Origin of the sequence: Pseudomonas helleri, assembly GCF_001043025.1 — a bacterium.
In the GTDB taxonomy this organism is placed as follows: Bacteria; Pseudomonadota; Gammaproteobacteria; order Pseudomonadales; family Pseudomonadaceae; genus Aquipseudomonas; species Aquipseudomonas helleri.
This window is the reverse complement of sequence record NZ_JYLD01000003.1, coordinates 86,243-106,117: the sequence shown is the minus strand read 5'-3', so window position 1 is coordinate 106,117 and position 19,875 is coordinate 86,243. Positions and strand designations below refer to the sequence as shown.

Sequence of the window (19,875 nt, the reverse complement as noted above, 5' to 3'; positions counted from 1 at the left end):
TTCTTATAGATGAATTGGCAAGCAAAACCTGTAGGAGCGAGCTCGTCTCGCGATCTTTTAAAAGATCAAAAGATCGCGAGGCAAGCTCGCTCCTACGGATCGGGATCAAGCCTCCTGATAGCTCTCGATCGACGGGCATGCGCAGACCAGGTTGCGGTCGCCGAACACGTTGTCGACACGGCCTACCGGCGGCCAGTATTTGCCTTCGATCAACGACGCGACCGGATACACCGCTTGTTCGCGGCTGTACGGGTGGGTCCACTCGCCAACGATTTCTGCGGCCGTGTGCGGGGCGTTTTTCAGCGGGTTGTCGTCTTTGTCGAGGCTGCCGTTTTCGACCGCGCGAATCTCCTCGCGGATGCGGATCATGGCTTCGCAGAAGCGATCCAGCTCTTGTTTGGATTCACTCTCAGTCGGCTCGATCATCAATGTGCCCGCCACCGGGAACGACATGGTCGGGGCGTGGAAGCCAAAGTCGATCAGGCGTTTGGCCACGTCATCAACGCTGATGCCGCTGGTTTCCTTGAGCGGGCGCAGGTCGAGGATGCATTCGTGCGCCACCAGGCCGTTGGCGCCCGAGTACAGCACCGGGTAATGCTCTTCGAGACGGCGGGCAATGTAGTTGGCATTCAAAATGGCCAATTGCGAGGCGCGTTTCAGGCCTTCGCCGCCCATCATGCGGATGTACATCCAAGTGATCGGCAGAATGCTGGCGCTGCCGAACGGGGCGGCACACACGGCGCCTTCCTTGCGCTCCAGGGCGCTGTGGCCCGGCAGGAACGGGATCAGGTGCGACTTGACGCCAATCGGGCCAACGCCCGGGCCGCCACCGCCGTGGGGGATGCAGAAGGTTTTGTGCAAGTTAAGGTGCGACACGTCGCCGCCAAACTTGCCCGGTGCGCACAGGCCGACCATTGCGTTCATGTTGGCGCCGTCGATGTACACCTGGCCGCCGTTGTCATGAATGATGCCGCAGATTTCGCGGATGCCTTCTTCGAACACGCCGTGGGTCGACGGGTAGGTGATCATCAGCGCGGCAAGGTGATCGCGGTGCTCGATGGCCTTGGCGCGCAGGTCTTCAATGTCGACGTTGCCGCGCGCGTCACAGGCGGTCACCACCACGCGCATACCGGCCATGTGTGCGGTCGCCGGGTTGGTGCCGTGGGCCGAGGAGGGGATCAGGCAGATGTCGCGGCGCTCTTCGCCACGGCTCTGGTGGTAAGCACGAATGGCCAGCAAGCCTGCGTACTCACCTTGGGAGCCTGCGTTGGGTTGCAGCGACACGGCGTCGTAGCCGGTGGCCTCGCAGAGCATGAGTTCCAGCTCGCGGGTCAGTTGCTGATAGCCCTGGCTTTGCTCGGCAGGGGCAAACGGGTGCAGGTTGCCGAACTCGGCCCAGGTCACCGGGATCATTTCGCTGGCGGCGTTGAGCTTCATGGTGCACGAGCCCAGCGGGATCATGGTGCGGTCCAGCGCCAGGTCTTTGTCAGCCAGGCGGCGCAGGTAACGCATCAGCTCGGTTTCGGAGTGATAACGGTTGAACACCGGGTGGCTCAGAATCGCCGACTGGCGCAGCAACGCCGCAGGCAGCGTGCCTGTTACCGATTGGGCCAAAGCGTCGAAGTCAGGCAATGTCTGGCCATCGACTGCGAGCAAGGCCCACAGGGCAACCACGTCGGACTGGCTGCTGGTTTCGTCCAGCGACAGCCCAAGGCGCTCGTCATCGACCACACGCAGGTTGATGTGCCGGGCTTGAGCCTTGGCGTGAAGCGCGCTGGTGCGGTTGTCGGTGTGCAGGGTCAGGGTGTCGAAAAACTGGCTTTGCTCAACGTTCAGCCCCAGCCCCTTCAGGCCCTGGGCAAGGATTGCAGTCAACTGATGGATGCGCCGGGCAATCTGGGTCAGGCCTTGAGGCCCGTGGTACACGGCGTACATGCTGGCGATGTTGGCCAGCAACACTTGAGCGGTACAGATGTTACTGGTGGCCTTCTCGCGGCGGATATGTTGCTCGCGGGTTTGCATCGCCAGACGCAGCGCCGGTTTACCGTGACGGTCTACCGACATGCCGACCAGACGCCCCGGCATGTCGCGCTTGAAGGCATCGCGGGTCGAAAAGTAAGCCGCGTGCGGGCCACCAAAGCCCAGTGGTACGCCAAAGCGCTGGGCGCTGCCGATGGCCACGTCGGCGCCGAATTCACCGGGAGGCGTCAGCAAGGTCAGCGCCAACAAGTCAGCGGCCACCGCCACCAGCGCGTTAGCGGCGTGGAAGCGTTCAACCAGATCGCGATAATCAAACACATCGCCGTTGCTTGCCGGGTATTGCAGCAAGGCACCGAAGAACGGCGACAGGTCGCTCAACTCACGTTCGTCACCCACCACCACTTCAATACCCAGCGGCTCGGCACGGGTGCGCAGCACATCGAGGGTTTGCGGGTGGCAGTGGCGGGAGGCGAAGAAGCGCTCGCTGGTTTTGTTCTTGCTCAGGCGTTTGCAGAAGGTCATGGCTTCGGCGGCCGCGGTGGCTTCGTCGAGCAGCGAAGCGTTGGCAATCGGCAGGCCGGTGAGGTCGCTGATCAGCGTCTGGAAATTCAGCAAGGCTTCAAGACGACCCTGGGAAATTTCCGGCTGATACGGCGTGTAAGCGGTGTACCAGGCCGGATTTTCCAGCAGGTTGCGCAAGATCGGCGAAGGCGTGTGGCAGTTGTAATAGCCTTGGCCGATATAGGTTTTATGCAGCTGGTTTTTCGCCGCGATGGCTTTGATCGATGCCAAGGCATCGGCTTCACTTTGGCCAGCGGGCAGGTTGAGTACGCTGGTGCCCTTGATGCCTTCCGGGATGACGCTGGCGCTGAGCGCTTGCAGCGAGTCAAAGCCCAGGGTGGTGAGCATGGCCTGTTCGTCGGCCTGACGCGGGCCGATGTGGCGCGCGATGAATTCATTGGCAGTGCTGAGATTAATCGTCATGGCCGGCTCCTCAGTTGTCGTCTTGAGCTTTGATCAAGCGGTCGTAAGCGTCCTGCGTGAGCAGTTTGCCGAGCGCCTCGGGATCAGCCGGTTTAAAGCGAAAAAACCAGCCTTCACCCAGCGGATCCTCGTTGACCAGTTCCGGGCTGTCTTCGAGTTTAGCGTTCAGTTCGAGGACTTCACCGTCCAGTGGCATGTACACGCCGCTGGCGGCCTTGACCGACTCAACCGTGGCGGCTTCAGCGCCTTTGTCGTAAGCCTGCAACTCTGGCAACTGAACAAACACCACATCGCCCAGAGCGTTTTGCGCAAAAGCCGTAATGCCAACGGTCACGCTGCCATCGGCTTCGGCACGCAGCCATTCGTGGTCTTCAGTAAAACGCAATTCGCTCATCGAAACTCCTCAGGGCCAGACATGTCTGGTGGTCACAGGTGTAATGCTCGTGCAGGTCGAGCTAATTGCCATGATCACTGCAAGATGGTTGCCAGTTTATAAAAAGGCTTATTTATCAGTGGCTTAGGTTGGTTTCGCAGATGACTGACTCATCACGCTGTAGCGAAATCGCTACAGTGCTGGCGCAATTAAAAAATCCAAGTGGATCAAAGCCTTGGGTTACTGAGGATTGGCGTGCCTGTATCGAAATCGTTCCGCTGGAATGAATTCAATACGGAACATGTGGCTTTTCTGGATTAATTTTTACCCGGGATGCCGTACTTGCGCAGGCGGTGCGCAATGGCGGTGTGCGAGGTTTGCAGGCGGCTGGCCAATTGGCGAGTTGAGGGGTAGCTGACGTAGAGTTTTTCCAGCAGGGCTTTTTCGAACGTTTCGACCGCCAGCTCCAGGGTTTCTATCTCGCCATCGCTTTGCCGGGCCACCGAAGTGCCTGCGATGTCGAGGTCACCGATATCCACCAGCGTGCTTTCACAGATCGCGGCCGCGCGGAAAATCACGTTCTGCAATTGCCGTACATTGCCCGGCCAGCGATTGCTCAGCAACGCCGGATAAGTGCCGGGTGCCAGGCGGCACACCGGGCGCTGGATCTGCGTGCAAGCCTGCTGCATAAACGCGCGTGCCAGCAGCAAAATATCCTGGCCACGCTCGCGCAGCGGCGGCACTTCAAGGTTCAGCACGTTCAGGCGATAAAAAAGGTCTTCGCGAAACGTCCCTTCATTGACCATTTTTTCCAGGTTGCGGTGGGTTGCGCTGAGGATCCGCACATTGACCTTGACCTCGCGCTCGCCGCCTACCCGACGAAAGCTGCCGTCATTCAAAAAGCGCAGCAGCTTGGCTTGCAGGTAGGGCGACATTTCAGCAATTTCATCGAGAAACACCGTGCCGTGGTTGGCCAACTCCATCAGCCCCGGTTTGCCGCCGCGCTGGGCGCCAGTGAAGGCGCCGGGGGCATAGCCGAACAGCTCGCTTTCGGCCAGGTTTTCCGGGAGCGCCGCGCAGTTCAAAGCCAAAAACGGCGCTGCAAAACGGGTGCTGATCGCATGACAGGCGCGGGCCACGAGTTCTTTGCCGGTGCCGGTTTCGCCCTGAATCAGCAAGGGCGCATCCAGCGCCGCCACGCGCTGGGCACGGGCCTTCAGGGTGCGGATCGCCGGGGAGTCACCGAGTAGCGCGTCAAAGCCTTCTGCGTGGTCGTGATGCAGGGCGGCCAGCCGCTCACCAATACGGCTGGGCTGGTACAGCGTGAGCAAGGCACCGGCGTCGGTAATCGGCGTGGCGTCGAGCATCAGCGGCTGGCCGTTGAGCGTCACTTCGCGCAACGGCAGGCGAAAGCCGTTTTCCAGCAACACATTGAGCAGGCCGGGATCGCTAAACAGCTCGCCGATGCTTTCACCGGTAGGGTCACGGCCGTACAGCGTGACCAGCGCCGGGTTGGCCAGCAGCACGTGGCCACCGCTGTCCAGCGCCAGTACCGGGTCGGTCATGGCGGCGAGCAGGGCGTCGAGTTGCAAGTGGCGGCGTTGGCCGGGAAGGATATCGACCACCCGCACCGACTGCACGCCGTTGACCCGAAACAGCGCTTCGCGCAGCTCGTCGAGTACTTGCGGGCTGAGGGTCGGGGCGTCGATGTAGACGTTGGGCGGCACCATCTCCACGGCATCCAGGTTGAGATTACGCCCGCCGAGCAACGCCAGAACTTCCTGGGTGATGCCGACACGGTCGATAAAACTGACATGGATACGCATGGGAACGAGAAAACTTAAGCCAGGGGATGGCCAGTATGCCTTGGCGGGGAGGATTGGTGAAATGTGAGCCGCACATCGGCTCTGCAGGAGCGAGCTTGTCTCGCGATCTTTTGATCGTTTAAAAGATCGCGAGACAAGCTCGCTCCTACAGGAGGGGGTTATTCCAGATGCTCGGGTTTTACCGGGTCGCCCAATTCGTGGCCAAGTTGTTTTCTGACGTCCTCGAACATCTCGTCGTATTCTTTGTGCATCGACCAAATAGTCGCACTCTTTGGCATGCCGTTTTTCACGGCAATCTTGAAGCCTACCCGGGCAAAGTCGAACGCCATGTCCTTGGGCAGCGTGAACGATTCCTTGAAATCCTTGCCATTGATCTGGCCGTGCATGTCGAACTGCATCGACTTGCCTTCTTTGGGGTCCTGAACGACCTGGTAATCGATTGTGATGTCATAACCAAAGTCGCCCGGCTGCAGCGGTGCGCGACGGATATGCAGGTGACCGGGGTCGAACGAGGCCATAGAGCTGCTCCTTGAGGCTAAGTAATCAAGGGCAGACCGCCAGGTCTGCCCTTGGGTTCAAAAGTAGGTAATACCCGATTTCTCGGTGCTCACTCGAGTACCTGCCTTACCTTGAACGATTGCTTCAATGTCTGCCAGTGCGCCGATAACAGCAGTCTTGCCAGTCTTGCGGGCAAATTCGCAGGCCGCTTCGACTTTCGGGCCCATGGAACCGGCGGCAAAGCCGAGTTTTTCCAGTTCGTCCGGGTGCGCGTGAGCAATGCCTTTCTGGTCAGGTTTGCCCCAGTTGATAAAGGCGGCATTGACGTCTGTGGCGATCACCAGCAGGTCACTGTTGAGTTGTTGGGCCAACAGGGAAGAGGCCAGGTCTTTATCGATCACCGCCTCAATGCCCTTGAGGTTGCCATCTTCGCCGTACATGGTCGGAATACCGCCACCGCCCGCGCAGATCACCACGGTGCCTTTTTCCAGCAGCCATTTGATCGGGCGGATTTCAAAAATGTGTTTAGGTTTGGGGCTTGGCACCACGCGGCGGAACTTGTCGCCGTCCGGGGCAATGTCCCAGCCCTTTTCAGCGGCCAGGCGCTTGGCGTCAGCTTCGCTGTACACCGGGCCGATCGGCTTGGTCGGGTTCTTGAAGGCCGGGTCTTTGGGGTCGACTTCTACCTGGGTCAGCAAGGTGGCGAAAGGCACGTCTTTGGGCAACAGGTTGCCCAGTTCTTGCTCGATCATGTAACCGATCATGCCTTCGGTTTCAGCCCCGAGTACGTCCAGCGGGTAGGGTGCAACGTCAGTGTAGGCAGCGGCTTGCAGCGACAGCAGGCCCACTTGCGGGCCGTTACCGTGTGCCACCACCAGTTCGTTGCCAGGGGCGACGCGGGCGATTTGGGCGGTGGCCGTACGGATGTTTTCGCGTTGGTTGTCAGCGGTCATGGGCTGGCCGCGACGAAGAAGGGCGTTACCGCCCAGTGCAACGACGATACGCATAGAAAATGTCCTTATTTAAAGGGGAGGGCCGGGTCTGTAGGAGCGAGCTTGTCTCGCGATCTTTTGATCTTTTAAAAGATCGCGAGGCAAGCTCGCTCCTACAGGAGGGCGTCAGGGCTTAGATATCAGCCAGCGCCGCCACCAGAATGGCCTTGATGGTGTGCATGCGGTTTTCAGCCTGTTCAAAGGCAATGTTGACCGGCGACTCGAACACTTCTTCGGTCACTTCAATGCCGTTTTTCAGGTTCGGGTGATGCTCAGCCACGTCCTTGCCGACTTTGGTTTCGCTGTTATGGAACGCTGGCAAGCAGTGCATGAACTTCACGCGCGGGTTTTCTGCCGCCTTGATGATGTCGGTGTTGACCTGGTAAGGCAGCAGCAGCTTGATGCGTTCGTTCCAGGTTTCAACCGGCTCGCCCATCGATACCCATACGTCGGTGTGGATGAAATCCACGCCTTTGACCGCCGCTTTCGGGTCTTCGGTAAGGGTGATTTTGGCACCGCTTTCCTTGGCGAATTCCTCGCACTGTTTGACGAAGGCTTCTTCTGGCCACAGGCTTTTTGGTGCAGCGATGCGCACGTCCATGCCCAGCTTGGCGCCGATTAGCAGCAGCGAGTTACCCATGTTGTTGCGCGCATCGCCCAGGTAGGCGTAGCTGATGTTGTGCAGCGGCTTGTCGCTGTGTTCGCGCATGGTCAGCACGTCAGCGATCATTTGCGTCGGGTGGAACTCAGCGGTCAGGCCGTTGAACACCGGTACGCCGGCGTACTTGGCCAGCTCTTCGACAACCACTTGCTCAAAGCCACGGTATTCGATGGCGTCAAACATGCGGCCAAGAACGCGGGCGGTGTCTTTCATGCTTTCTTTGTGGCCGATTTGCGAAGAAACCGGGTCGATGTAAGTCACGTGCGCGCCCTGGTCGTGGGCCGCGACTTCGAATGCGCAACGGGTACGGGTCGAGGTTTTTTCAAAAATCAGCGCGATGTTCTTGCCTTTCAAGTGCGGCTCTTCAGTACCGGTGTACTTGGCGCGCTTGAGGTCACGGGACAGATCCAGCAAGAAGTGCAGCTCACGAGGGGTGTGATGAACCAAGCTCAGCAAGCTGCGGTTTTTCATGTTAAACGCCATGGGGATCTCCTGGGTTTCTGGTTAACCGGCTTGCGCCGCCCCTTGTGGGGTCAGCGCAAGCAATCAATGGGTGACTTAGTAATCGATTGGGTCGCGTACGATCGGGCAGGTCATGCAGTGACCGCCGCCACGGCCGCGTCCCAGTTCAGAGGCGCTGATGGTGATCACTTCGACACCGGCCTTGCGCAGCAGGGTGTTGGTGTAGGTGTTGCGGTCGTAGCCGATGACCACGCCAGGCTCCAGTGCCACGACGTTGTTGCCGTCATCCCACTGCTCGCGTTCGGCGGCGAAGCTGTTACCGCCGGTTTCGACAACGCGCAGGGCTTTCAGGCCCAGAGCCTTGGCGACCACATCGAGGAAGCTGGCTTCCTCACGGCGAACGTCAATGCCACCGGCTTTGCTTTCATCCGGGTACAGGGAGAAGGCGACAATTTGATTGACCACTTCCGGGAAGATGGTCACCAGGTCGTGATCGCAGAAGCTGAACACGGTGTCCAGGTGCATCGCCGCGCGAGACTTGGGCAGCCCGGCAACAATCACACGCTCAACCGCTTTGTTCTTGAACAGGTTCTGTGCCAGTTGGCCGATGGCCTGACGTGACGAGCGCTCGCCCATGCCGATCAGCACCACGCCCTTGCCGATTGGCATCACGTCGCCGCCTTCGAGGCTGGCATTGCCGTGGTCAACGGTCGGATCGCCGTACCAGACTTTGAATTCAGCCTGGGTGAACTCAGGGTGGAACTTGTAAATCGCCGTGGTCAGCAGGGTTTCCTGACGACGGGCTGGCCAGTACATCGGGTTCAGCGTTACGCCACCGTAGATCCAGCAGGTGGTGTCACGGGTGAACTGAGTGTTCGGCAGGGGCGGCAGGATAAAGCTGGTGTGGCCCAGGAAATCACGGAACATCTGGATGGTTTTGCCACCGAAGCTATTGGGCAGGTCGTCAGCAGAGACACCGCCAATCAGGTACTCGGCAATGTGGCGCGGCTCAAGGCTCTTGAGCCAGGCTTTGACTTCATTGACCAGGCCCACGCCCACTTGATTTGGCGTGACCTTGTGGTCAAGGATCCAGTCCAGCGCTTCTGGAATGCCAACAATATCGGTCAGCAGGTTGTGCATCTCCAGCACATCAATCCCGCGATCGCGCATTTTGGTGACGAAATCGAAGTGGTCACGCTTGGCCTGGTTGACCCAGAGCACGTCATCAAACAACAGCTCGTCGCAGTTGCTCGGGGTCAGACGCTGGTGAGCCAGGCCTGGGGAACACACCATAACCTTATGCAGCTTGCCGGCTTCGGAATGCACGCCGTACTTCACTTTTTCCGTGGTCATTACAGTCATCCTCCAAAGTACATAAAACAGGGTATTACAGGGTTAGAAAGCCGTCGTAGAGGCCATACGCTGCCACCAGGGCACCGATAATCACTGCGGCAAAAATCACTTTCTCGATGTTGGTAAACACTTGTTGGCCGCTTTCGCGTTTGGCCTTGGCGAACAAGATGGCGCCAGGTGCATACAGCAGGGCCGAGAGCAGCAGGTACTTCAGACCACCGGCATAGATCAGCCAGATCGCGTAGATCAGCGCGACAGAACCGATGATCAGGTCTTTTTTGCGCTCAGCCAGGGCGTTCTCGTAAGTCTCGCCGCGCACCGCCAGCAGCAGGCCGTAGGCCGCCGACCAGAGGTAAGGCACGAGGATCATCGAGGTCGCCAGATAGATCAGCGACAGGTAGGTGCTTTCCGAGAACAGGGTGATGATCAGGAAGATCTGCACCATTACGTTGGTCAGCCACAGGGCGTTGACCGGTACGTGGTTGGCGTTTTCCTTCTTCAGGAACGCCGGCATGGTGTGGTCTTTGGCGGCCGAGAACATGATCTCTGCACACAGCAGCACCCACGACAGCAGGGCACCCAGCAAGGACACGATCAAGCCGACGCTGATCAGCACCGCACCCCAGTGGCCGACCACGTGTTCAAGCACGGCCGCCATCGAAGGGTTTTGCAGTTTTGCCAGTTCTGGTTGAGTCATGATGCCCAGCGACAGCACGTTTACCAGCACCAGCAAGAGCAGCACGGTGATAAAACCGATCACGGTGGCGCGACCGACGTCTGAGCGTTTTTCGGCACGGGACGAGAAGATGCTCGCGCCTTCAATACCGATGAACACCCACACGGTGACCAGCATCATGTTGCGCACCTGGTCCATCACGCTGCCCAGCGACGGGTTTTTCAGGCCCCAGATGTCACTGGTGAAGATGTCCAGTTTGAAGGCGAACAGTGCAATCAGAATGAACAGAATCAGCGGTACGACCTTGGCGACGGTGGTCACCAGGTTGATGAACGCTGCTTCCTTGATGCCTCGCAAGACCAGAAAGTGCACGGCCCAGAGCAGGATTGACGCGCCGACGATGGCGGCGACCGTGTTGCCTTCACCGAAGATCGGGAAGAAGTAACCGAGTGTGCTGAACAGCAGCACGAAGTAACCCACGTTGCCCAGCCAGGCACTGATCCAGTACCCCCAGGCCGATGAGAAACCCATGTAATCGCCAAATCCGGCCTTGGCGTAGGCGTACACGCCGCCGTCCAGGTCGGGTTTTCGATTGGCCAGGGTCTGGAACACAAATGCGAGGGTCAGCATGCCCACGGCGGTGATCGCCCAGCCGATTAAAATCGCCCCGACATCCGCACTTGCCGCCATGTTTTGCGGCAGCGAAAAGATCCCGCCGCCAATCATTGAGCCGACTACCAGAGCAACCAATGCACCCAGTCGAAGTTTTCCAGGAGTGTCAGACATTTAGAGTGACTCCAATCCATGTGAAGTGATGTCTAAGAGGTTATTGCGTTGTTTGCTTACCCTGTTGACTTAGGTCAGGTCATGACTACATTCCATTGTCAGAAGAGCGAGGAGGTCGCTATTGCGCATTTTTATGACGCGCGCTGGAAACCCGGCTCCAGAGGGCTTTCAGGTAATACAGCGGCTTTAATTGATTCGTCGTGGGGAATGAAGCTAGACACTATTTGAGAATTTGCAAATGTGGGCCGGATGTTTCATTTAACGGCCTGTGAAATGAAAACGTCATCTGCATCTGCGCTAGTTTTTGGTCTTTAATAGAAAATCTTGCTGTTAAAAAAATCAGGCTTATAGCGCAACTTTATTAAACGTGTGGGTCGAACATTTATTTACTCGCAAGTGTCTGTCGCTAGATCAGCAGCATTAATAAAACACCCAACAAAGAGGTAGCGATGTCTCAGCAGACCCAGAAGCTTCGGCTCAATGCCTTGATTGCGTTAGTGGTCGGGTCGATGATTGGCGGCGGTATTTTTTCATTGCCACAAAATATTGCCGAACGAGCCGCTGGCGCTGCGGTATTGATTGGTTGGGCAATCACGGCGGTGGGCATGCTGGCGCTGGCCTTTGTGTTCCAGACCTTGGCCAATCGCAAGCCGGAGCTGGATTCGGGGGTGTACGCCTACGCCAAGGCCGGATTTGGCGACTACATGGGCTTTTCGTCGGCCTGGGGCTACTGGATCAGTGCCTGGATGGGCAACGTGGGTTACTTCGTGTTGCTGTTCAGCACCTTGGGTTTTTTCGTTCCCGCGTTTGGCCAAGGCAATACGCCCATTGCCATCGGCTGCGCATCGCTGTTGCTGTGGGGCGTGCATTTTTTGGTGATGCGCGGCATCAAAGAGGCCGCGTTTATCAACCAACTGACCACCGTCGCGAAAATCGTACCGATCGTGATGTTTATCGTGTTGGCCGCCGTGGCGTTTAAAGCCGACATCTTTACCCGTGACCTGTGGGGCTCAGAAATGCCCAGCGTCGGTAGCGTGATGGACCAGGTGCGCAACATGATGCTGGTCACCGTGTTTGTGTTTATCGGTATCGAAGGCGCGAGTGTTTACTCGGGGCGCGCCGAAAAGCGTTCCGATGTGGGCAAGGCCACCGTGATCGGGTTTCTCGGCGTGCTGGCGTTGCTGGTGCTGGTGAACGTGCTGTCGATGGGCATCATGACTCAGCCCGAACTGGCGCAACTGCAAAACCCGTCGATGGCCGGGGTACTTAAGCATGTGGTGGGGGATTGGGGCGCGATTCTGATCAGCATCGGCCTGGCGGTTTCATTGCTCGGTGCGCTGCTGTCATGGGCGTTGTTGTGCGCCGAGATTTTGTACGCGACGTCCCGGGATAAAACCATGCCGGCGTTCCTGAAAAAGGAAAACGCCAACCATGTGCCGGTCAACGCCCTGTGGCTGACCAATATCATGATTCAGCTGTTTCTGGTCATCACGCTGGTGTCATCGGGCACCTACACCACCCTGATCTACCTCGCCTCATCGATGATTTTGGTGCCGTACTTCTGGTCGGCGGCGTATTCGGTGTTGTTGTGCGTGCGCGGTGAAACCTACGCCAAGGCCAGTCGTAGCCGGGTCAAGGATCTGCTGATAGGTGCCATCGCATTGATCTACGCGATGTGGTTGCTGTATGCGGCGGGGCCCAAATACTTGCTGTTGTCCGCGTTGCTCTATGCGCCGGGGATATTTCTGTTCGCCAAGGCCAAGCGTGAGCAAGGGCAGGCGTTGTTCAAGGGCATAGAGCCGCTGATATTCGCGGCAGTCGTGATTACCGCGCTGGGCGCGGCGTATGGGCTGTACAGCGGGGCGTTAACGCTCTAACCCCAATAAAACTGTAGGAGCGAGCTTGCCTCGCGATCTTTTAAAAAATCAAAAGATCGCGAGGCAAGCTCGCTCCTACAGTTATGTGGTTCAGTTACTCGCTCGCCAGCGGCAAGCGTTCCGGGCGGGACCAGATCCACAGGTTGCCCATGCTCATGCCGGCAATGGCCAGAAACACCGGCCAGTCGTGATCAAGCACGTAAAGCATCAACCCGGCACACAGCAGCATGCTGATGGTGGCGCTGACTTTAGCTTTGCGCTGGATGATTTTGCCGTTGCGCCAATTGAACAAAATCGGGCCAAACAAACGGTGGTTTTCGAGCCAGGCACTCAGGCGAGGGGAGCTTTTGGTCGCAGCCCAGGCGGCGAGCAAAATAAATTCGGTGGTGGGTAAGCCAGGGATCACGATGGCGATCAGGCCGATGCCCAAGCTGACGTACGCCAGCACGCCAAACAGGAAGCGGGCGATTTTGGATGAGGATTGAGTTGGGTGTGTCATAGGCTCAAGGCGCAGAAAAAGATACTCGGTCAGCGCTCGCTGACCGAGCAGATCCTGCTTAGGCCAGTTCTGGCTCAGCAGCGTAAGCATGTTCCAGCAATACGGTAAAACGTTCAAACGCGGCGACTGCACCTTTGTCCAGGTCAGCTTCTTCTTCGGCGCTCAGTTCCAGGCCGTCGAGGGTTTTAACGAAGCTCTTCCAGCCTTCAGCACGACCACCGGCCGGTTCGCCCAAGTGGCGCGCACCGAAAGTTTCGCTCAGTTCCAGTGCCACAGCACGCTTGATCAAAAACGCAGCGCCAAGCTTGGAGCCTTCCGACACAAAGATCCAGCCCAAGGCTTCAGCTTTGCTCGGAGCATTGACTGCGCCAGCGACTGGAGCAGGCACCTGGGTGTTCAGGTCAGCCAGGTCAGCCTTGGCTTGTTCTGCACGGCAACGCTCTGGCAGGTCCGGCACGATCTCTTTCAAGGCCGCGTCGGTGTACAGCGCTTGCAGTTCGGATTGGAACAGGTATTGAGCCACAACAAAACGGGCGAAGTTTTCGCGGGTGTCGAAAGGCTTGTGAGCTTTTACCAGTGCATCGAGCTTTTGATGCGGCTCGTTGGTGATCTGGTTCAGGCGTTGAGAACGCAAGGCTGGACGCTGTGCGGTATCAGGAGTGGTCATGCAAATATCCTTGAGAATGAGATGCGCTTTGTAACTAGACGATCAAGAAGACGCATCACAGTAAAAATTCCTCACTGCGTAGCCTGAAAAGACTACGCAGTGGATGTGTCTATCAGATGTCCCACACCAAATTGACCGAGAAGTTGCGACCTGGAGCGGTCAGGCGGTCCATGTTGGCGGGGTTGAGCACACCGGCTTCACCCACGCTGTCGTAGCCGCGCACGTCATCCCAGTTCCAGTATTTCTTGTCGGTCAGGTTGTACAGGCCGGCGTTGACGGTGACGTCCTTGGTGACTTTGTAGAAACCGGTGAGGTCCACTACGCCATAACCTGGCGACTTGAATTGCTTGCTGGTGCCGTCCGGGGCAAAGAAGCTGGTGTTATCCACCTGGTCCTTGCGCTTGACCAGTGTCCAGCTAACCAGAGCGCCGTAGGTTTCCTGGTCGTAGCCCAAGCCCATAACGGCTTTGAGCGGGTTGACGCTGTTGATCGGCTCGCCGTTGTCGTCGTTTTTGCCGTGGGCATAAGCCACCGAACCGCGGGTGTACAGACCTTTTGGTGCACCGAACGCATCCAGGTTCAACTGACCCTTAACCTCGGCACCCTTGATGGTGGCGTGTTTGATGTTGTTGCTCTGGAACGTGGTCTCGCTGTAGCCGGGGGTGATGGCGTCTTCGTTAATGAAGTCGCGGTATTTGTTGTAGAACACCGCTACATCGAATGAACCCGCATCAAACTTGCCACGCAGGCCAGTTTCGAAGCTTTTGCTTTTTTCCGGTTCCAGGTTCGGGTTGGCCGCTACTTTGTAACCGGCCGCCAGGTTTTCGAAGGTGCCGTACAGCGCTTTGGCCGTCGGCGTACGGAAACCTTCCGCGTACTGGCCGTACCAGGTGTATTGCTCAGTCAGGGCGTACGTCAGGCCGAATTTTGGCGATACGCGGTGCCAGATTTTCTTCTCGTCACTCACGTTGGCGCGTTCATCGGCCGGGATCGTGTTGAGAAACTCTTGGGTAATGTGCGGCGTCAGGCGCGTGTAGTCGTAACGCAAGCTCGGTGAGAACGTCCAGTCGTTCCAGCTGATCTGGTCTTGGGCGAACAGGCTGTAGGTGTTGATGGTCGGGTCCGGGAAGTCGCTGGACTTGACCAGATAATCTGACGGGCTGTCAGCGCCGATTGCCGTACAGCCGCGGCCTACTGCCAGGCACGTACCCGAGCCACTGCGCGAGCTGGTGACTTTCTGGTTTTTCAGGGTGGCGCCGTAGGTCAGCAAATGATCGGTTTCACCGATGCTAAAGGCCTTGTCTGCTTGTGCGTCGAGGACCCATTGCTTCTCTTGATACGTGGTGTCGCGAGAGCGCATGACATTGCGGGTGAACGGGAAATAATCTTCCAGCGTGGTCTCGTCGGTTTTGGCGATTTGGTAGTTCAAGCTGGTCTTGATGTGATCAGCAACCAGGCTGTCGACCGTCATGGTGTTGACCAGGCCGAAGCGTTCACGGCTCACCGTGTCGGTGCCGGTACGCGAGCGGTACATGCCCAATGGCTGGCCATTGGTGAACGGCCCGCCGACGGCGCTCTTCACATTGACGTCGTCGTGGTTTTTGTACTTCTCGTAGGTGAAGGCCAGACGGTCGTCATCGTTGTAGTTCCAGCCGGCCTTGGCCAGCACGCTGGTGGTTCTCACGTCTTCAGGGTTGGCTGCGGTACGGGCCAGGCCGTTGCCGCCACGGTCGCCGTAAGATTCGGTGTCATGGCCATCGCGCTGGCTAAAGTGCAGCAAACCGTCGAAATCACCCGAGCGACCGGCCACGGTGCCCGACTTGAGCCAGCTGCGATCAGCCGAGCTGTAACCGGTTTTGAGGCGGGCGCCAACGTCCTGGCCCGGCTTGATGATGTCATCCGGGTCCAGGGTGAAGTAGCTGACGGCACCGCCAATGGCGTTGCTGCCGTACAGCACGGACGCCGGGCCGCGGAGGATTTCTACGCTTTTGATGATTTCAGGGTCAACGTAGTTACGTTGGGTCTGGGCGTAAGGGCCGTTGAAGAACGAGTCCGGGATCTCAACGCCATCGATCTGGGTGAGGATCCGGTCGCCGTCGATGCCGCGAATGTTGTAGCCGGTGATGCCGCCGCGCTGACCGGCGCCGCCTACCGAAACACCCGGCTCATAACGAACCAGGTCTTTGATGGTGTTAACGTTTTCGCGGTCCAGGTCCAGGCGGTCATGAACGGTGACGGTGCTGGGTACGGCGCTGACGTCTTGTGCGTTACGCGTGGCACTGATGGTCACTTGCTGCAAGGCCAGGGTGCCGGAGGTCGCGCTGCGTTTTTCCAGCACGATGTTGTTAGTGCTCAGCTTGCGGTACGTCAGGTTGGTGCCGGTGAGCAGGCGTTCCAGGGCTTTTTCCGGGGTCAGGGAGCCACGTACGCCGGGCGAGGCCACATCCTGCGCCAGTTCTGCTGGCAGGCCGACTTGCCAGCCGGTCACGCTGCTGAAGTCATTCAACGCAGAGGTGAGTGGCTGCTGAGCGATCGCAAACTTATAACTGCCCACGGAGCGGCTGGCTGGCTGCGGATCAGTTGCGGCCAGGGCCGGTGCGGCCTGTACGCCAGCCATCAGCATGGCGACGGTCAACAACGACAATGTGCACTGGTGCAAGCCGCCAGTGCGAGCGTTGGAAGTGGACCGGCTGTTGAAACGTGTGGGCATTGATAGCGCTCCAGAGGTGACAAGTCTTGTAGTTGCGAAGCTGACTCAAAATGCGAATCAGTTGCATTGATCACAACGAGACGAATGACCTTGGGCTATCGAGTAAAAAAAAATCGATTAATCGAATTTTTTTAATTGAGGATGACCAGCGCCGGGTATTCCGAGAGGCGGCTGGAGGTGATGTGGGCCAGCGAGCGCACGATATCCAGTGGCTGATCGAGCCGGTAGTTGCCGGTGACGGCCACGTTGGCAAGCTTTTCGTTGTTGTTGACGATCCAGCCGGGGTAGTAGCGGCGCACTTCATCGAGCACTTTGCTCATCGGGCAGTTTTCAAACACCAATCGGCCTTGCACCCAGGCAAGGTCGGTTTGGGGGTTGAGGGTGGTGGGGCGGCCGAAGCCGTTCGGGCCAATGCTGACGCTGTTGCCCGCCGACAGGCGCATTTGTGTGCCGACACTGTTCACCCGCAAGTCCACATCCCCGCGCTGTACCCGCACTTGCGCTTCGCCATTGAAGTAGCTCACTGCAAACGCGGTGTCACGCACGCTGACGCGCACCGGGCCGGCATCCAGCACCATGGGCAGTTCAAGGTTGGCCGGGACTTCAAAAAAGGCTTCGCCCTGTAACAGCCGGGCGCGGGCCTGGGTATTCACCACTTTGCTGGAAAATGCCGAATTGGTATTGAGCAGCACTTTGGAGCCGTCTTCGAGTTGCAGGCGCTGGCGTTCACCCACCACGGTCAGGTGATCGGCCTGAAGGCGTAGCGGCACGTTGGTATAGCTACCAACTGTCAGTACCAGCACTGCCGCCGCAGCCACGTGCTTCCAATGCCGGCTGATACGCCGCAGTACGCTGGGTTTGCGTCGGGTTTGCAGGGTTTGTGCAGCGTCTAGCACGGGTTGCCCGTTCCAGATGGCGTTGGCCTTGGCAAACGCCCTGGCGTGCGCCGGGTCGGCATTCAGCCACTGCTCAAACACGATTTTCTGTTCGTCGCTCGCACACTCAAGGGTGATCAGCCAATCCAGTGCCTGATCCATGGCGCTGTCGTGCAGCACCTCGTGCGCCGGGTCGGGCGCAGCAGATTTGTGAGTGTCCGTCACAGAGGTTCCTTGGCAGTTTCAGGGCGTTCGCGTGGCATTGAAGGGCAAGGTTAAGGCCGATTCAGCCTGTCGGCTACCCCGATGCAGATTGCCATGATCAATTTGAGTTCCTTTTGAACGGTACTCAATGACACGTCAAGTTCTTCGGCGATCTCTTGATAACTGCAGCCATGCAGCCGGCTGAGGATAAAAATCCGCTGCTGACGTGCGCTCAACTGGCTCAGGCTCACACTCAAACGCTCCAGTAATTGCGCTGCTTGGTGGGCTTCTTCCGGGGTGCTGTGGGTAGAGGCAATGCCCTCAAGCACTTCGATCGGGACATCTTCAACCACTGTGCGCGCCTGGATGCGCCGCGAGCGCAGGTGATCGAGCGCCAGATTGCGCGCGGTCTGGTAGACAAACGGTTCCAGGTGCTCGACCGAACGCTCGTTCAAGGCGCGGGTAACCCGCAGGTAAGTCTCTTGCAGCAAGTCTTCGGCGGTACTGGGGTTATTCACCATCCGCTGTAACGTGCGCAGCAAGGTCACCCGCTGAGTAAGGAAGACTTGATTGAACTGGGACTGACTCACAGCGCTACCCGACCGATTTTTAGCGAATGATAATGCTTATCATCTGTGTGTTTGGTCAAGTGATGTTTTGAGTTTGTTGCTTGGGCAGTTCAGTCTGTGGGAGCGGGCTTGCTCGCGATTGGGGCGACGCGGTCTGAGGGTTGACCGAGTCGATCCTCTTCGCGAGCAAGCCCGCTCCCACAAGATATGTGTTCTATCCCAGGTTATGCCCGGCCTTTCAAATACGCGGCGTAATCGGGAATGCGGTGTTCGTGCGGCTGGTTCATCAGGGGGCTGCTGAGCAAATAGTCAGCGGTGCATTCATTGCTCGCCACCGGAATGTTCCACACTGCCGCCACGCGCAGCAGGGCCTTGATGTCCGGGTCGTGGGGCTGTGGCTCGAACGGGTCCCAGAAAAACACCAGCATGTCGATTTTCTGCTCGGCGATCTGCGCCCCCACCTGTTGATCACCGCCCAACGGGCCGCTGATCATGCTTTCGATCGGCAATCCCAGGCGCTTGCTCAATAACAGACCGGTGGTGCCCGTTGCGCACAAGTCATGCTGGCTGAGCGCGGCCTTGTGGCGTTCTGCCCAGTCCAGCAAAAACCCTTTGCAGTGATCATGCGCCACCAGGGCGATGCGCTTGCGCGCCGCCAAGGTGGCCGTGGTGAAGCTGATACCGATCATCGCGTTACTCCGCGTTGTGCAGCGCCAGGCAGTTGTCGAGCATACGGTTGGAGAAGCCCCACTCGTTGTCGTACCACGCCAGCACTTTGAGCAGCTTGCCGCTGACCTTGGTGTGGTTGGCGTCGAAGATCGACGACAGCGGGTTGTGGTTGAAGTCGCTGGAAACCAGCGGCAGGCTGTTGTAGCCCAGCACTTTGGAGTGCTGGCTGGCTTCTTTAAACACCGCGTTAACTTCTGCCGCCGTGACTTCGCGTGTCAGTTCAACCGTCAGGTCGACCAGCGACACGTTGATCACCGGCACGCGTACCGCCATGCCGGTCAGCTTGCCGGCTAGCTCTGGCAACACCAGACCCACGGCTTCGGCGGCGCCGGTTTTGCTCGGGATCATGTTCTGCGTGGCCGAACGCGCGCGGTACGGGTCGGTGTGATAAACGTCGGTGAGGTTCTGGTCATTGGTGTAGGCGTGGATGGTGGTCATCAGGCCGTTGGCAATGCCGAATTCGCGGTTGAGGATTTGCGCCACAGGCGCCAGGCAGTTGGTGGTGCACGACGCGTTGGAAATGATTTGATGCGATTGGCGCAGAATGTCGTGGTTAACGCCATAGACCACCGTCGCATCGGCATTTTTACCCGGCGCCGAGATAATCACCTTACGCGCACCGGCCGTAATGTGCGCTTCTGCTTTACTGCGCTCGGTGAAGAAACCGGTGCACTCAAACACCACATCAACCTTCAGGTCGGCCCAAGGCAGTTCAGCCGGATTACGGATAGCGCTCACCGCAATTCGGTCACCATTAACCGTCAGACTTTCCTGATCATGCTCAACAGTGGCATCGAACGTGCCGTGAACGGTGTCGTACTTGAGCAGGTGAGCGTTGATTGAACTGTCGCCCAAGTCGTTAATGGCGACGATCTGCAAGTCCTGTCGGTAGCCTTGGGTATACAGTGCTCGCAGGACGTTACGGCCGATCCGGCCAAAACCATTGATTGCGATTCGTAATGTCATGGACAGCACCTGTCATCAATTTGTTGTTGGAATTACAAGATTATTCTCATAAAAATAGAAAACAAGCCATTTAAGTGGCAATATTTTGTTTTATCTACAACGAGTGACCTGAATCAACGGGTCCGAACGACTGAGCACGCGTCTGCGAGCCTCAGTCAGCATAGGACACGCACAGGTCGCCACATCCG

General features: G+C 58.1%; 16 protein-coding genes. 1 reads left to right on the top strand and 15 read right to left on the bottom strand.

The genetic code is table 11. The annotated features are described in order from the left end of the window. Positions 1-105: 105 nt before the first annotated feature. The 8 genes from gcvP to arcD (TU84_RS05890) all read right to left on the bottom strand — a co-directional run bounded on the left by gcvP (position 106) and on the right by arcD (TU84_RS05890) (position 10,591). Entirely contained in the window at positions 106-2,964 is a 2,859-nt protein-coding gene (gcvP, locus tag TU84_RS05925) for an aminomethyl-transferring glycine dehydrogenase (RefSeq protein ID WP_048367979.1), read from the bottom strand. Positions 2,965-2,974: 10 nt separating this feature from the next. Further along, positions 2,975-3,358: a glycine cleavage system protein GcvH gene (gene gcvH / locus TU84_RS05920; RefSeq protein ID WP_048367977.1), complete on the bottom strand. Its 384-nt coding sequence runs from the start codon at positions 3,356-3,358 to the stop codon at positions 2,975-2,977. 296 nt (positions 3,359-3,654) lie between these two features. After that, on the bottom strand, positions 3,655-5,163 hold the full coding sequence (locus TU84_RS05915) for a sigma-54-dependent transcriptional regulator (protein WP_048367975.1): 1,509 nt from the start codon (positions 5,161-5,163) through the stop codon (positions 3,655-3,657). A 158-nt stretch (positions 5,164-5,321) separates the two neighbouring features. Next, complete coding sequence (locus TU84_RS05910; RefSeq protein ID WP_048367973.1) at positions 5,322-5,681, bottom strand: DUF5064 family protein; 360 nt, start codon at positions 5,679-5,681, stop codon at positions 5,322-5,324. Between the two features lie 57 nt (positions 5,682-5,738). Further along, a complete protein-coding gene (gene arcC / locus TU84_RS05905; protein ID WP_048367971.1) occupies positions 5,739-6,668 on the bottom strand; it encodes a carbamate kinase in 930 nt (309 codons plus the stop codon). A 118-nt stretch (positions 6,669-6,786) separates the two neighbouring features. Next, the gene (locus TU84_RS05900) at positions 6,787-7,797 is read right to left on the bottom strand and encodes an ornithine carbamoyltransferase (protein WP_048367970.1); all 1,011 of its coding nucleotides are present in this window, start codon (positions 7,795-7,797) and stop codon (positions 6,787-6,789) included. Between the two features lie 75 nt (positions 7,798-7,872). Further along, on the bottom strand, positions 7,873-9,129 hold the full coding sequence (gene arcA / locus TU84_RS05895) for an arginine deiminase (RefSeq protein ID WP_048367968.1): 1,257 nt from the start codon (positions 9,127-9,129) through the stop codon (positions 7,873-7,875). A 34-nt stretch (positions 9,130-9,163) separates the two neighbouring features. Continuing rightward, on the bottom strand, positions 9,164-10,591 hold the full coding sequence (gene arcD, locus TU84_RS05890; protein ID WP_048367967.1) for an arginine-ornithine antiporter: 1,428 nt from the start codon (positions 10,589-10,591) through the stop codon (positions 9,164-9,166). A 449-nt stretch (positions 10,592-11,040) separates the two neighbouring features. Between arcD (TU84_RS05890) and arcD (TU84_RS05885) the strand changes: the two genes are divergently transcribed. Further along, a complete protein-coding gene (gene arcD, locus TU84_RS05885; RefSeq protein ID WP_048367966.1) occupies positions 11,041-12,468 on the top strand; it encodes an arginine-ornithine antiporter in 1,428 nt (475 codons plus the stop codon). Between the two features lie 94 nt (positions 12,469-12,562). Here arcD (TU84_RS05885) and TU84_RS05880 read toward each other — a convergent pair whose 3' ends face one another. From TU84_RS05880 to gap, 7 genes are all read right to left on the bottom strand, one after another. Beyond that, positions 12,563-12,967 carry a YbaN family protein gene (locus tag TU84_RS05880; protein ID WP_048368458.1) on the bottom strand — a complete coding sequence of 135 codons (405 nt, stop codon included), beginning with the start codon at positions 12,965-12,967 and terminating at the stop codon, positions 12,563-12,565. 58 nt (positions 12,968-13,025) lie between these two features. Further along, positions 13,026-13,634, bottom strand: a complete 609-nt coding sequence (locus TU84_RS05875; protein WP_048367964.1) for a biliverdin-producing heme oxygenase — start codon at positions 13,632-13,634, stop codon at positions 13,026-13,028. Between the two features lie 112 nt (positions 13,635-13,746). After that, the gene (locus tag TU84_RS05870; protein WP_048367963.1) at positions 13,747-16,344 is read right to left on the bottom strand and encodes a TonB-dependent receptor; all 2,598 of its coding nucleotides are present in this window, start codon (positions 16,342-16,344) and stop codon (positions 13,747-13,749) included. Positions 16,345-16,475: 131 nt separating this feature from the next. Then, a complete protein-coding gene (locus TU84_RS05865; protein WP_048367961.1) occupies positions 16,476-17,444 on the bottom strand; it encodes a FecR family protein in 969 nt (322 codons plus the stop codon). Between the two features lie 50 nt (positions 17,445-17,494). Further along, positions 17,495-18,013 carry an RNA polymerase sigma factor gene (locus tag TU84_RS05860; protein WP_048367959.1) on the bottom strand — a complete coding sequence of 173 codons (519 nt, stop codon included), beginning with the start codon at positions 18,011-18,013 and terminating at the stop codon, positions 17,495-17,497. A gap of 203 nt (positions 18,014-18,216) precedes the next feature. Beyond that, the gene (locus TU84_RS05855; RefSeq protein WP_048367957.1) at positions 18,217-18,681 is read right to left on the bottom strand and encodes a methylglyoxal synthase; all 465 of its coding nucleotides are present in this window, start codon (positions 18,679-18,681) and stop codon (positions 18,217-18,219) included. A gap of 4 nt (positions 18,682-18,685) precedes the next feature. Beyond that, the gene (gene gap / locus TU84_RS05850; protein WP_048367955.1) at positions 18,686-19,687 is read right to left on the bottom strand and encodes a type I glyceraldehyde-3-phosphate dehydrogenase; all 1,002 of its coding nucleotides are present in this window, start codon (positions 19,685-19,687) and stop codon (positions 18,686-18,688) included. Positions 19,688-19,875 lie beyond the last annotated feature (188 nt).

What these genes read in the sequence shown, in the direction of transcription:
- arcD (WP_048367966.1), top strand. Translation starts at nt 11,041, where the DNA reads ATGTCTCAGCAGACCCAGAAGCTTCGGCTCAATGCCTTGATTGCGTTA.
- arcA (WP_048367968.1), bottom strand. Translation starts at nt 9,129, where the DNA reads ATGACCACGGAAAAAGTGAAGTACGGCGTGCATTCCGAAGCCGGCAAG.
- TU84_RS05855 (WP_048367957.1), bottom strand. Translation starts at nt 18,681, where the DNA reads ATGATCGGTATCAGCTTCACCACGGCCACCTTGGCGGCGCGCAAGCGC.
- TU84_RS05870 (WP_048367963.1), bottom strand. Translation starts at nt 16,344, where the DNA reads ATGCCCACACGTTTCAACAGCCGGTCCACTTCCAACGCTCGCACTGGC.
- TU84_RS05875 (WP_048367964.1), bottom strand. Translation starts at nt 13,634, where the DNA reads ATGACCACTCCTGATACCGCACAGCGTCCAGCCTTGCGTTCTCAACGC.
- TU84_RS05880 (WP_048368458.1), bottom strand. Translation starts at nt 12,967, where the DNA reads ATGACACACCCAACTCAATCCTCATCCAAAATCGCCCGCTTCCTGTTT.
- arcC (WP_048367971.1), bottom strand. Translation starts at nt 6,668, where the DNA reads ATGCGTATCGTCGTTGCACTGGGCGGTAACGCCCTTCTTCGTCGCGGC.
- gcvH (WP_048367977.1), bottom strand. Translation starts at nt 3,358, where the DNA reads ATGAGCGAATTGCGTTTTACTGAAGACCACGAATGGCTGCGTGCCGAA.
- arcD (WP_048367967.1), bottom strand. Translation starts at nt 10,591, where the DNA reads ATGTCTGACACTCCTGGAAAACTTCGACTGGGTGCATTGGTTGCTCTG.
- TU84_RS05910 (WP_048367973.1), bottom strand. Translation starts at nt 5,681, where the DNA reads ATGGCCTCGTTCGACCCCGGTCACCTGCATATCCGTCGCGCACCGCTG.
- gap (WP_048367955.1), bottom strand. Translation starts at nt 19,687, where the DNA reads ATGACATTACGAATCGCAATCAATGGTTTTGGCCGGATCGGCCGTAAC.
- TU84_RS05915 (WP_048367975.1), bottom strand. Translation starts at nt 5,163, where the DNA reads ATGCGTATCCATGTCAGTTTTATCGACCGTGTCGGCATCACCCAGGAA.
- gcvP (WP_048367979.1), bottom strand. Translation starts at nt 2,964, where the DNA reads ATGACGATTAATCTCAGCACTGCCAATGAATTCATCGCGCGCCACATC.
- TU84_RS05900 (WP_048367970.1), bottom strand. Translation starts at nt 7,797, where the DNA reads ATGGCGTTTAACATGAAAAACCGCAGCTTGCTGAGCTTGGTTCATCAC.